We start from the raw sequence: 12,021 nt of genomic DNA on the forward strand, positions 1-12,021 counted from the left end.
CTCCATGGGGTCGATGACGAGCACGGGACGGGAAGTTGTCGGCAGGGCACGCCCTGGAGCGGACCCCCGCATCCAGGCGGCCATCCAGGGACGCAAGGAGGCCGCTGAGTCCTTGCTGCTGGAGCTGTTGCCGCGGGTGCGCAACCTCGTCCGCTATCTGGTGCATGGAGACGGGGACGTGGAGGACATCGCGCAGGAGTCGCTCATCGCGCTGTTGCGGGGGCTCTCCACCTATCGAGGCGAGGGGCAGTTCCAGTCCTGGGTGGACCGGGTGGTGGCGCGGACGACGTTCGCCTGGCTGAAGCGCGCTCGGGGCAACGAGGCGCGGCGCGGCGATGACTCCGCGGAGTTGATGGCGGTGCCGTCCGAGGACGCGCCTCCCGACGAGTATGTGCACCGCCGTCGCATGGTGATGCTGCTGGACCGTATCCCCGACGAGCAGCGACATGCGATGGTGTTGCACCATGTGCTCGGCATGAGTGTTTCAGAGGTATCGGACGAGCTGGGAATTCCCTTCGAGACGATTCGCAGTCGGTTGCGGCTGGGGCGCACGGCGCTCCGCGCGCTGGCGACGGATGACGGCACCGTTCCGGATGGAGGCGCGGAATGAGCCGGCCTCTGGATGATGAAGGGCTGCCGCCGGGGATGCTCGTGTCGCTGGACGAGGACCCGGGGCCCGCGCGTCGGCTGTCCCGGCAGAAGTCCGCGGCGCTGGTGCAGGCCGCGGTGCTCGCCGCCCTGGATGCGCCTGTGTCGCCTCCGCGTCCTCGTCGTCGGCGCGAGTGGTTGATGGGAGGGGCGCTGCTCGTGGTGGGCGCCGCGGCCGTCGCCACCTGGCACCTGTCCCGACGCAGCGAGCCGGTGGCCCCCGTCGAGCCGTCTGTCGCGCTCCCCTCCGTGGTCGAGCCCGCGCGCGCGGAGCCCGGAGCACCGGAGGTCGGCGTGGAGCGGGCCTCGCCCGGGGTGGCCGGTGTCGGTGGCGAGCGAGCTGTTCCGGATGGTACCGAGCCCGGGGTGCCGGAGGTCGACGCGGCGTTGACCGAGCCCAAGGTCGCCGTCGCGCCTCCGTCCGCGAAGCCCCGGGTGGAGCAGACACTTCCCGGTGCACCCGCGCCGGAGGACCTGTTGCGCCGAGCCAATGAGCACCGCGCCACGGGGCAGTGGAAGGCCGCGGAGGCGCTCTATCTGCGGGTCATCCGGACCGACCCACGGGGCATGTCCGCGTATGTCGCACGCGTGGCCTCGGGTTCGCTGCGGCTGGAGCACCTGGGTGATGCGCGAGGCGCGCTGCGTCAGTATCAGGAGGCCCAGCGGGGTTGGCCGGGGGGCGTCTTGGAGGAAGAGGCGAGCCACGGCGTCACGGAGGCCTTGCGCGCCCTGGGCGACAGGGACGGCGAGGCGCGAGCGCTGGAGTCCTTCCTCGCGCGCCATCCCGATTCGCCCCATGGGGTGGCGGCTCGGACCCGACTGAGGGAGATTTCAGAGCGATGACTCGCGCCTTCGCATCGCGGTGGAAGCGTTCTCCGGGCAGCTTCGTCCTCGTGGGCTGGCTCGTGGCGGGGGCCGCGTGCACGGTGAGGGACCCGGTGGCCTTCATCAACACGCCTCCCAACGACGCGGGCCCGGTGGCCTCGTCGGACGGCGGGACGACGGGAGAGGACGAGACTCCCGATGACCAGGCGGCCTTCTGTACCTCCACGGGTCCTCTGCTGCTCGTGGGCGACAGCGTCACGGGCGCGAAGGTGTGCAGCGGTCACCTGGCGGAGCGGGCCTTCCGGTTCGCGCTGTGCTCGTGCGACAGGCTCGCGTTCAGCGCGGCGCTCACCACGGACGCGTTCCGGAGCTCCATGGGCAAGTACGTGCCGGGAGGGCAGGGCGGCTCGGTGGCGACGAATGGTGGCGTCGCGGCGAACGACACGCTGAAGGTCGGCGGCGGGCTGAGCGCGGGCGGCGCGGATGGAATCTCCCTGGGACGCGGCCTGTCGGTGGGCGGTGGCCTGTACAGCGGCGGTCCGCTCACGGGCAATGTGTCCGCCCAGGTGACGGGGAATGCGTGGGTGCGCGGTGACGTGGGCCTGGCGTCGCTGACGGTGGAGGGCAAGCTGGCCGTGCCCGCCGAGCGCAACATGTCCGGCACGGTGACGGCCTTGGAGGTGCTGCGCGAGCCGGTGGACTCGGTGGCACCGTGCGCGTGTGATGACGCCTCGCGCGTGGACATCCGCGGCCTCATCGCCAATCACGCCGAGCGCAACCACAACGAGGCCATCGGCCTGGAGGCCACGTCGCTGGCGGGCTTCAACGGAGAGCGCACGCTGGAGCTGCCGTGCGGGCGCTTCTTCCTGACGGGCATCGAGGGACAGGGGCGGCTCAACCTCGTCGTACGCGAGCGCACCGCGCTGTTCGTGCGCGGCGACGTCGTCATCGGCGAGCGGCTCTCGGTGGATGTGGTGCCGCCCGGAGAGCTGGACCTGTTCATCGGCGGCGACGTGACGGTGGCGGGGCAGCTGCTCCTGGGCTCCGTCGACGCGCCGGCCCGGGTTCGCGTCTACTCCGCGGGCACCGGGACGCTGGGCATCTCCGCGGGCAGTGTGATTGCGGGAAACTTCTACGCACCCGCCGCCACGATGACGCTGAGTGGTAACGCGGAGGTGTATGGCTCGCTCTTCGTGCGCCACATCGAGTCCTCTGGCGCCCTGGGGCTGCACTACGACGCGGACGTGCTCGCGCTGGGAAGCGCCTGCGGCCTGGAGAAGTGAGGCGCGGGCTGGACAGATGAGAGGGGCGTGCACAGCTTAGCGAGCACACCTTCCTTCCGGCCTGGAGGACCCACGTGCTCCACCGCTTGTCCGCGCTGATGGCCCAGTTCCAGGAGGACCGTGAGGCCCTGCTGCGAGGTGTCGGGTGGCCCGTGCTGGTGTGGGACTCGATGCCGCGTCGTCCGCGCTCGGTGTCCCCGGCGGAGGCGCCGACATTGCTGGGCCCGTCGCCGATGCGCGTCGTGGAGCCCGTCGTCTTCGAGCTGCGACCGAGGCCTCCCGCAAGTGGTCGCGAGGTGACGGTGGGGCGCAGCCCGGAGTGCGACATCGTCCTGCCCGAGCCCACCGTGTCGCGTCAGCACGCGCGGTTTCGTCCAGAGCCGCACACGGAGGTGTGGAGCGTGACGGACCTGGAGAGCCACGGCGGCACGTACCAGGAAGGCGTGTTGATAGTGCCGGGTCGCTCCTCGCCGCTGTTCAGTCGGGCGTCGCTGCGACTGGGTGGCGCGGAGGTGGTGTTCCTCCAGGCGAGTGCTTTCGAGCAGTACGTGCGCTCGTGTGCCGCGTCGTCCCGGGTGCGCTTGACGCGCCGGAGGTGACCCCCTAGAAGGGGTGCGCCCTTGGGTGCCCATGTCGGGCTTTCAAGAGGGAAGCCGGTGCGAATCCGGTGCGGTCCCGCCACTGTGATTGGGCAGCCCTGAAGACAGGGCCCGGGCCCATCAGCCAGGAGACCTGCCCAGGGGTGCGGATGTGTCGCGCTGCGACACGTGCGGATGGCCTTCTCTCTTCGATGGAGAGAGCGGAAGGCGGAGCATGCGGCGCACCTTCTTCGTCGGGCAGCTGGTGTGCCTGGCGCTCAGCCTCCCTTCCCAATCACGCGCCCAGGCGTCGGATGATGCCGATGCCCCTGCGCCCACCGGGCAGGTCGAGGCAGCAGCAGGCGCGCGCTCCACGGTGGTGAGAGGCAAGTCTCCACCACCTCCGGACTCACCCGAGCGCAGGGACCCGACGGGCGCCATCACCGTCATCGATGCCACCGCGCGCGCGGGCGAGGCGCGTGACACGGCGGAGCTGCTCGTCGGCTCGGTGGGCCTCGCGGTGCAGGACTCCGGCGGCTATGGCCAGAGCAAGAGCCTCGTCGTACGCGGTGCCGCGTCGAACGGCGTGCTGGTGTTCCTCGACGGCATCCCGCTCAACGGCGCGGGCGGCATGGCGGACCTGTCCCAGGTCCCCGCCGCGCTGGTGGAGCGCTTCGAGGTGCTGCGCGGTGGCGCGGGCGCTCGCTATGGCTCGGGAGGCCTGGGCGGCGCGGTGAACATCGTCACGCGCGCGCCTTCGACGCACACGCGCGCCAGTGGCGAGGTCACCTACGGAAGCTGGAACACGGCGCTGGGGCACGTGGCCGTCACGGGCCCGCTGCTCGACGGACATGGCCTCGTGCTGCTGCACGCGGGTCGCTCGGATGGAGACTTCGCGTACGAACTCGACGAGCTGCCCGCCGTGGACGACAACCCCGTTACCGCCGAGGCCCGTGCGCGCAACGATGCCCAGGGCGGCGGCGTGCTCCTTCGCTACCGGCGACGACTGCCCGGAGGCTCGCGACTGGATGTGCTCTCCGAACTGGCGCTGGAGGACCGCGCCATCCCCGGAACGGTGCAGAACCCCCAGTCCGCCGGGCGACAGGACCTGGACCGACTCTCGCTCGGCGTGCGCTGGTCAGGTGCGCTCGGAGGCGGTGGAACGCAGGGCAGCGCGCGCGGCTTCTTCCGGCGTGACGGCCTGGAGGTGACGGGCGGGCTCCTCGGCGCGGGAGGTCCGCAGCGGCACCTCGTGGGCGGCGTGGAGCTGGAAGGACGGGTGCCCTGGGGCGGCACTCACACGCTGACCACCACCGTGGCGTCCTCGGGTGAGCAGGTCACCGAGGCTCGGGGCTCGCAGTCCGCGGGTTGGTGGCGCGGCAGCGTCATGGCCATGGACGAGTGGGCGCTGTTCGGCGGCGTGCTGGACGTGGTGCCCTCGCTGCGTCTGGAGCGCGTGGGGCCTTACTGGCTCTTCTCTCCGAAGCTCGGCGCCGCGGTGTCGTTGGGTGGTGGCTTCGGCCTGCGCGCCAACGCGGGCCAGTCCCACCGCGCGCCCTCGTTCCTGGAGCTGTACATCCGCCAGGGCACGCTCCTGCCCAACCCGGGCTTGAAGCCCGAGCGCGCCCTGTACACGGACGCCGCCCTGGTCTGGGACTCCGAGGCGACGGTCTCCGGCGCGCCTCGCTGGAGCGCGACGGCGGGCGGCTTCGCGGCGCTGTACGAGAACCTCATCGCCTACGAGCTGTATCCCCCGATGATGGCGCGGCCCTACAACTTCGACGCCGCGCGCGTGTGGGGCGTGGAGCTGGAGGGCGAGGCACGGCCCTTCTCCTGGCTGTCCGCCAGCGGCAGCTACACGTGGCTGCGCACGCAGAACCGTCTGGGCGACCCGCGCTACTACAACCAGGACCTGCCCTACCGCCCACGCCACAAGTGGGTGGGCCGCGTGCGCGCCGGGCCCGACTGGCTCAACGCCCGCACCGAGGTGCTCTACCAGGCCTCTCAGCTCGTCAACCGCACCGGCACGCGCGACCTGCCGTCACGCACCCTCTGGAGCGTGGGCGCCTCCAGCACCTTCTTGCACGCTCCGGACGTCACCTTGTCCGTCGAGGTGAAGAACCTCCTCGCCTCCCGAGCCCAGGACTTCACCGGCTTCCCGCTGCCAGGGCGCGCGGCCTACGCGACGCTCGCGGTGGCGCTCGACCCGACCCCCGCTTCGCCTCCTTCCTCCGAGGACTCCCATGCCCCGCGCGCCACGTCCCCTTGAGTCCACGCCGCTGGCGTTGCTGTCGCTCTGCGTCCTGGCATTCGTGCTCACCGGCTGTCCGGAGGAAGGCGTGTTGTGCACCGCCGGCCTCACCGTCTGCGATGGCGCCTGCGTGGACCTGCGCGGCGACACCGCCCACTGCGGCGCCTGTGGAACCACCTGCTCCTCGGGCGAAGTCTGTCAGGACAGCGTCTGCGGGTGTCGCGCCGGCACCGAGTCCTGTGGTGGCGCCTGCGTGGACACCGCGACGGACGTGGCCCACTGCGGCGCGTGTGGCTCGGCCTGCGCCACCGGTCAGGTGTGCGAGGCGGGCACGTGTCGCGAGGGCTGCTCGGAGGGCCTCTTGCGCTGCGGTGGCGCGTGCGTGGACGCTCGGACGGACGTGCTGAACTGCGGCGCGTGCGGCGTCGCGTGTCCGGACGTGCAGTCGTGCCGCGCGGGCCGGTGCTCCTATGACGTGGTGACGGCGTGCTTCACCAACGGACAGCTCGTGGGCATCCAGGCAGGGACGGACCAGCTCGGGCCCCGGCGCGAGTTCGGCGCGGGCGTACAGGCGCTCGCGTCGTGGGATGGCTACGTGCTCGCGGCGGACATGACGAACGGCAAGCTGCTCCAGGCGGCGGGAGGCAACCTGGGCGCCCTCGTCGAAGAGGACTCGCTGGGCGTGGTGTCCGGCTCGCCCAACGACATCCTCGTGGACCCGCCCTACGTGTACGTCATCGACTCGGTGAACAACACGCTCCAGGTGCTCAAGCGCGAGGGCTCCGCGCACGGCAACGGCCTGGGCCTGCGCACGGTGGGCCAGGTGAACCTGGGCGCGAACACCAGTCCGCAGGCGCTCGCGCGCTTCGGCACCACGCTCTACATCCCGCTGTTCGGCACCGCGAGCTCCAGCTTCCAGCACGGCAACGCCGTGGCGCGCGTGGACGTCTCCAACCCCGAGCAGCCGCGCAAGCTGGACACGCTGTCGCTCACGGGCCTGGACCTGAAGCCCTTTGGCGGAGGCCCGGTGATGCCGCTGCCGTACTCGGTGACGGCGACGCGCTCCGCGGTCTACGTGGCGCTCACCAACCTCAACCCCGCCAATGACTACCGCCCCAACGGGCCGGGCATGCTCGCGCGCATCGACCCCGCCACCGGCGCCGTGAGCGCCATCGACCTGGGCGCGGAGCGCTGCCTCAACGCGGGGTATGTGGAGGCGGTGGGAGACCAGCTCGTGGTCGCCTGTATCGGCGAGGCCATCTATGACCCGGAGAATGGCTACATCGCGACGTCCGTGCGCTCCACCGGACTGGTGCTGGTGAAGGACGACGCCGTCGCGGCCTCCTACGCGCTCAACCCCGGCTGCCAGACGGGCGCGCCCGGGTGTGTGCTCTCCGTGGCCAGTCGCTTCGCGGTGGCGAAGGACGCGGTGTACCTGGCGGACACCAACGCCGGCCGCGTCTTCGTGGTGGAGGTGGGAGATGGCCGACTCACCGAGCGCCGCGGCTACTCCACGCCCGAGGCGAAGGGCCCCGCGCTGGAGGCGTGCCCGTTGGACCCGCGCCGCCCCGTGTCGAATGCCATCGACGTCACCGCGCTCCGGTAACTCGCCGTTGCCAGGAGACAGCAAGCCTGGGCGCGCCTTGTCGCGGCATTGACAATGCCCGCCACCCGCCATATCCCGGCCGCGTCCTCGGTGCTGGCGTGGCGACACGGTGGCTCTAGGGAACCCGGTGTGAATCCGGGACTGCCCCGCAGCGGTGTACAGGAACGACCGCCGTCACGAAGCACTGGTCCCTTTCGTGGGACTGGGAAGCGACGGCCAGTAGGTGGGTGCCCCTGGGGCATCCGCGCCTGTGAGTCCGAAAACCTGCCAAGGACCCGTGCCCCTGGGGCACGGACATTCACCGAGGCCTCCGAGGGGAGGCGGCGGAGGCGTCAGCCTTTCTTCCGCGCACGTGGGTGTGCCCGGGCCGCCTTCGACCGCGTCCTCCTGGAAGCCCACCCGCCCGTGGGGGCGGAGAGGGACCGAGGACGCTGATGAAGACCGCTGACTGGAAGCACGTAGCCCCCTGGACCAGGTCTGCTTCGCTGGCTGTAGCCACCTTCGCGGTGGCGCTGCTCGGCACGGGTTGCAATCCCGAGTGCGTCGACCAGTTCGACTGCCGCGCCGACAACGGCGAGCCCCCCGCGGGCCAGCAGTGGGTCTGCGTCGACGAGAAGTGCGAGACGGAGCCGGTGGAGCAGCCTCCGACGCCCGACGCGGGCACGCCCGACTCGGGCACTCCGGACGCCGGCCCCGTGGACTCTGGAACGCCGGACGCGGGCCCGGTGGACTCGGGAACGCCGGACTCAGGCCCCGTGGACTCGGGAACGCCGGACGCGGGCCCCGTGGACCCCACGCCCGACTCGGGCACTCCGGACGCCGGCCCCGTGGACGCGGGCCCCGTCACCTGTGAGACGACGCCGCACGACGCGAAGCTGGGCACGCTCGCGCTCCAGCCGGGCTTCGTCGCCACGGAGACGGCCCCGCTGCCGACCGGTATCGCCGCCCTGGGCTCGTCCCCGGGTCCGACGTACTCGTTCTACGCGGTGCAGGGAGCGGGCAAGGACGCCGCGCTGTACTCGATGGGCACGTGGCCGGACCTCCAGCTGTCTCCCACGAAGCTCTATGACGTGGTGACTCCGGAGGACCGCGCGGGCGCCCCCACCGTCTATCCGGGCGGCTATCTCATCAACGACGGACAGCGCGTCTTCACCGGCTACACCATGGGCGCCACCGGCTCTCCGGGCTCCATCTCGACCTACGACATCGCCACGCCGGCCTCGTCGTCCTTCCTCTCCGCGCCGAAGAACTACTCCGCGGCGGCCTTCTCCAACGGAGACACGCGCGCGGTGCTCGTCAACGGTGGCGGTCTGGGCACCCTGCCCGCGGTGCTCGGCATCTATGGCCTGGTGACGTCCGCGGACCCGGTGGGCAACGTGCTCGTGGCCAACTTCCCGGCGCAGGGCGTGGTCGGCAGCGGCTTCACGGCCGTGGCGGACAACGGCGTCGCCGCGCTGGGCTACTTCAATGGCGACTTCGTCAACGTCATCTACGGCGTGGCCCCGTCGGTCGTCGCCCAGGCCATCACCAGCGGGACGCCGCTGGAGCTGGCGGCGCAGACCGCCATCGACGTGGGCAGTGACTTCGACAACGCCTCCTCCTTCGGCGCGGGCCTGGTGCTCAACCGGGGCGGGTATGATGAGAACTTCACCTTCGTGAGCACCGACGTGTCGCGCTTCGCGCTGTCCGTCAGCACCGGGAGCACCTCCGTCACGGTGGGCGCGCGCACCGCGGTGTTGAACTACGTGGACCAGTGCACCACCGTGACGAGGCTGGAGTCGCTCGGCTCGGACGTGCTGGTGGGCGTCGCCGACAAGAACGGCCGGCGGCTGGTGCGCCTCCAGGTGGCTCCGTGATTCGCCGCGCGTCCTGGCTCCACAGGGGCTCAGCGCTCGCCGTGCTCCTGAGCCTCACGGCCTGCGGAGGCGAGGATCCGTCCTCGCCCTCGGAGGACGCGGGGCCGGGGGGGCCGCCGGAAGACGCGAGTGTCACCGTGCCCGCGGACCCGTACGCGGACCAGGTCGTCGAGTTCCTTCCGGGCCCCGGCGCGGGCTTCGGACAGGACCGCTTCCCGTCCATCGTCCTCGGACCGCCGGTGGGCTCGGGGTTGGACAGCGGCTCGCTGGACGTCCTGTCGCTGGGCAAGTCGGGCTCCGTCACCCTGCGCTTCACGGACATCGCGGTGATGGATGGACCGGGCGTGGACCTGCTCGTCTTCGAGAACGCCTTCCTCGTCGCCGGAGGCCCTCGCGCCTTCACCGAGCGGGCGAAGGTCTCCGTGAGCGACGACGGCGTGCAGTGGTTCGAGTTCCCCTGCGCCCCCTCGGACGCTGCGAACAACTACCCGGGCTGCGCGGGCGTGCGTCCCGTGACGGCCAACCCCGCCGCTGGCATCAGCGCCACGGACCCCGCCGTGGCGGGCGGAGACGGATTTGATCTGGCCACCGTGGGCTTGAGCCGGGCGCGCTTCGTGCGCATCCAGGACTCCGGCACCAACGGCTCCGCCGGCACGTCCGCGGGCTTCGACCTGGACGGCGTCGCCGTGGTGAATGGCGTGCCGCTCACCGCCGCGCCATGACGAAGCTGGACCGCCGCACAGCGCTCCTCACGCTGGCCCAGGGTGGCTGTGCCCTGGCCGCGCTGGGAGTGGGGTGCGGCGGTGAATGGCGGGAGGCCGTCGTCCTGGACCTCCCGCTCGACGGCGCCGCCTGTCCCGGGGCGCCGCTGCCGGGCACCGCCGAGGAGGGCTGGGTGGAGGTGCGGCTCGCGGACCACCCGGCGCTCCAGGCTCCGGGAGGCCATGCCGAGGTGCGCGTGCCCCAGGCGCTCCTGGACGTGGTGCTCGTGCACACGCGGCCCGGCTGCTACGTGGCGCTGTGGCGCATCTGCACTCACGGTGACTGCGCCGTGGACTGGCTCCCGTCCGAGGGCGTCATGGAGTGTCCCTGCCATGGCTCCCGCTTCGCCCTGGACGGCGCGGTGCTCCAAGGGCCCGCACAGCGGGCGCTGACGACCTTCACCGCGGTGCGCCAGGGCGAGTCCGTCTTCATCCACCGGCCCCGCTGAAGTCCCGCCCCGCCGGGCACTTGCGAGTCGTCCCATGCACTGTCAGTCTTGACGCGGCGCATGACATTGGCGCCCACGGTCCGGGTCACTCCTGTCCCCCCCGTGAAGCGGTGTCTCCTTCTCTCATGAGGCAGGAGAGTCGTGTAATGTCGGGCATTCGATGTGGCAGATCATCATCAACGGCCCCGGCTACTTCGATACGTCCTACGATTTGCCGGAGGGCGTGACGAGCCTGGGCCGCGCGGACGAGAACGACATCGTCCTGGGTGGCGACCTCGTCTCGCGCCGGCACGCGCGCCTGTACGTCGAGGCGGACATCCTCCGCATCGAGGACCTGGGCAGCCGTAACGGCAGCCGTGTGAACGGCGCTCCGCTGCAGGGCTCGCGGCAGCTGTCCCCTGGGGACGCCGTGGCGCTGGGCGAGAACACGCTCGCGGTCCGCCAGCCCAACACGGTGGAGAACGCGGCCACGGAGATGGTGGACCTGGGCGCGGGCGGCGTCGTGCGCTTCGGCCATGGGCAGGACGTGGGCCCCTCCGTGCTGCTCGCCAAGAGCGTGCGGGACGCGGACGTGCTGCGCTTGTTGGACAACGTGGGGCCCATGCCCTTCGAGGACTTCAGCGCGTCCACGCCCGTGGCTCCCGCCAGTCCCCGCGTGGGCCAGGAGACGCTGGTGCTGATGTTCCGCACCGCGGAGGCGCTCTCCACCGCCACCACGCTGTCCACCTTCCTGGACACGACGATGGACCGGCTGCTGGAGCGCACGGACGCGACGACGGCGGTGGTGCTGCTCAAGCACCCCACGGGCGCGCTGGTGCCCGCGGCGGTGCGCCACCGGGGCAAGCTGGCCAAGGGCGAGGTGCCCGTGTCGGACGCCATCGTCGAGGAGGCGCTGAAGCAGGGCCGCGCGCTCGCGGTGGGTGACGTGCGCGACGACCGCCGCTTCGCCGCGCGCGAGAGCGTCATCCTCTACGCCGTGGACAGCGTGCTGTGCATCCCCATTGGCGCGGAGCCCCCGTACGCGGGTGTCCTCTACGTCAACACCTCCACCAAGGGGGATGGGCTGGAGCCGATGCTGGACGCCTGCTCGGCGGTGGCCCACCTGGTGGCCACGGGCGTGCAGAAGTTCTCCCCGAAGGACGGCGGCGCCTCGCTGGAGCGCATGCGCCGCGCGCTGGAGCGCTTCCACCCGCCGGACATCGCCGAGCGCCGCGCCTCCGAGGCCCAACGCCAGGGGGGCAGGCTGCCAGGCTTGGAGGAGCGCACCCTCACCGTGCTGCACGTGGAGCTGGTGGGCTTTGGCGCCCTGGCTCCACGCATCGGCGCGGCCAAGGCCACCCAGCTCCTCAACGACTTCCACGCGCGCGCCACGGGCATCGTGTTCAGCTTCGAGGCCACGGTGGAGGGCTTCGTGGGCGACTCCATGCGGGCGCTGTTCGGCGTGCCGTACATGAAGGGCGAGGACTCCGTTCGGGCCGTGCGCGCCGCGCTGTCCCTGCGCTCCGACTGGGAGCGGGCCATGAGCCGCCGCCCCCAGGACGAGCGCTGCGAGCTGCGGCTGGCCCTGCACACCACGCGCGCGCTGGTGGGGATGATCGGCAACGAGGTGCGCTCGGACTACGCGGCGGTGGGCGAGGGCATGGCCATCGCCGGGTGGCTGGCCGCCACGGGCAACCCCGGGCAGGTGCTGATGACGGGGAAGATGCTGGCCTCCGTGGGGGCCCGCTTCGACGTGATGCCCCTGGGAGAGCGGCTGGTCCGCCC

The 12,021-nt window shown here is 71.6% G+C and carries 10 protein-coding genes and 2 riboswitches; all 10 genes read left to right on the plus strand.

What is annotated here, in order from left to right; all coding sequences use genetic code 11:
* Positions 1 to 13: 13 nt before the first annotated feature.
* On the plus strand, positions 14 to 610 hold the full coding sequence (locus tag ACN469_RS34230; RefSeq protein ID WP_498774960.1) for an RNA polymerase sigma factor: 597 nt from the start codon (positions 14 to 16) through the stop codon (positions 608 to 610).
* Positions 607 to 1,491 carry a tetratricopeptide repeat protein gene (locus ACN469_RS34235; RefSeq protein WP_498774942.1) on the plus strand — a complete coding sequence of 295 codons (885 nt, stop codon included), beginning with the start codon at positions 607 to 609 and terminating at the stop codon, positions 1,489 to 1,491. Before ACN469_RS34230 ends, ACN469_RS34235 begins: the two co-directional genes overlap by 4 nt.
* A complete protein-coding gene (locus ACN469_RS34240) occupies positions 1,488 to 2,756 on the plus strand; it encodes a DUF7305 domain-containing protein (protein WP_498774944.1) in 1,269 nt (422 codons plus the stop codon). The genes ACN469_RS34235 and ACN469_RS34240 overlap by 4 nt, the downstream gene beginning before the upstream one ends.
* Before the next feature lie 74 nt (positions 2,757 to 2,830).
* On the plus strand, positions 2,831 to 3,355 hold the full coding sequence (locus tag ACN469_RS34245) for an FHA domain-containing protein (protein WP_498774946.1): 525 nt from the start codon (positions 2,831 to 2,833) through the stop codon (positions 3,353 to 3,355).
* Between the two features lie 6 nt (positions 3,356 to 3,361).
* Positions 3,362 to 3,510: riboswitch (cobalamin riboswitch) on the plus strand.
* A gap of 59 nt (positions 3,511 to 3,569) precedes the next feature.
* Positions 3,570 to 5,603 carry a TonB-dependent receptor plug domain-containing protein gene (locus tag ACN469_RS34250; protein ID WP_498774948.1) on the plus strand — a complete coding sequence of 678 codons (2,034 nt, stop codon included), beginning with the start codon at positions 3,570 to 3,572 and terminating at the stop codon, positions 5,601 to 5,603.
* Positions 5,578 to 7,191 carry an MXAN_6577-like cysteine-rich protein gene (locus tag ACN469_RS34255; RefSeq protein ID WP_498774950.1) on the plus strand — a complete coding sequence of 538 codons (1,614 nt, stop codon included), beginning with the start codon at positions 5,578 to 5,580 and terminating at the stop codon, positions 7,189 to 7,191. The genes ACN469_RS34250 and ACN469_RS34255 overlap by 26 nt, the downstream gene beginning before the upstream one ends.
* A gap of 71 nt (positions 7,192 to 7,262) precedes the next feature.
* Positions 7,263 to 7,477, plus strand: a riboswitch (cobalamin riboswitch).
* Positions 7,478 to 7,625: 148 nt separating this feature from the next.
* Entirely contained in the window at positions 7,626 to 9,047 is a 1,422-nt protein-coding gene (locus ACN469_RS34260) for a hypothetical protein (protein WP_498774952.1), read from the plus strand.
* The gene (locus ACN469_RS34265) at positions 9,044 to 9,769 is read left to right on the plus strand and encodes a cell surface protein (protein ID WP_498774954.1); all 726 of its coding nucleotides are present in this window, start codon (positions 9,044 to 9,046) and stop codon (positions 9,767 to 9,769) included. The genes ACN469_RS34260 and ACN469_RS34265 overlap by 4 nt, the downstream gene beginning before the upstream one ends.
* The gene (locus ACN469_RS34270; protein WP_498774956.1) at positions 9,766 to 10,257 is read left to right on the plus strand and encodes a QcrA and Rieske domain-containing protein; all 492 of its coding nucleotides are present in this window, start codon (positions 9,766 to 9,768) and stop codon (positions 10,255 to 10,257) included. Before ACN469_RS34265 ends, ACN469_RS34270 begins: the two co-directional genes overlap by 4 nt.
* A gap of 160 nt (positions 10,258 to 10,417) precedes the next feature.
* The coding region (locus ACN469_RS34275; protein ID WP_498774958.1) for an adenylate/guanylate cyclase domain-containing protein at positions 10,418 to 12,021 on the plus strand (1,604 nt) is incomplete at its 3' end.

It is taken from the genome of Corallococcus terminator (assembly GCF_049194865.1).
Taxonomy (GTDB): Bacteria; Myxococcota; Myxococcia; order Myxococcales; family Myxococcaceae; genus Myxococcus; species Myxococcus terminator_A.

Coding starts and splice junctions, on each gene's coding strand:
- ACN469_RS34230 (WP_498774960.1), top strand. CDS start 14: ATGACGAGCACGGGACGGGAAGTTGTCGGCAGGGCACGCCCTGGAGCG.
- ACN469_RS34235 (WP_498774942.1), top strand. CDS start 607: ATGAGCCGGCCTCTGGATGATGAAGGGCTGCCGCCGGGGATGCTCGTG.
- ACN469_RS34240 (WP_498774944.1), top strand. CDS start 1,488: ATGACTCGCGCCTTCGCATCGCGGTGGAAGCGTTCTCCGGGCAGCTTC.
- ACN469_RS34250 (WP_498774948.1), top strand. CDS start 3,570: ATGCGGCGCACCTTCTTCGTCGGGCAGCTGGTGTGCCTGGCGCTCAGC.
- ACN469_RS34255 (WP_498774950.1), top strand. CDS start 5,578: ATGCCCCGCGCGCCACGTCCCCTTGAGTCCACGCCGCTGGCGTTGCTG.
- ACN469_RS34260 (WP_498774952.1), top strand. CDS start 7,626: ATGAAGACCGCTGACTGGAAGCACGTAGCCCCCTGGACCAGGTCTGCT.
- ACN469_RS34270 (WP_498774956.1), top strand. CDS start 9,766: ATGACGAAGCTGGACCGCCGCACAGCGCTCCTCACGCTGGCCCAGGGT.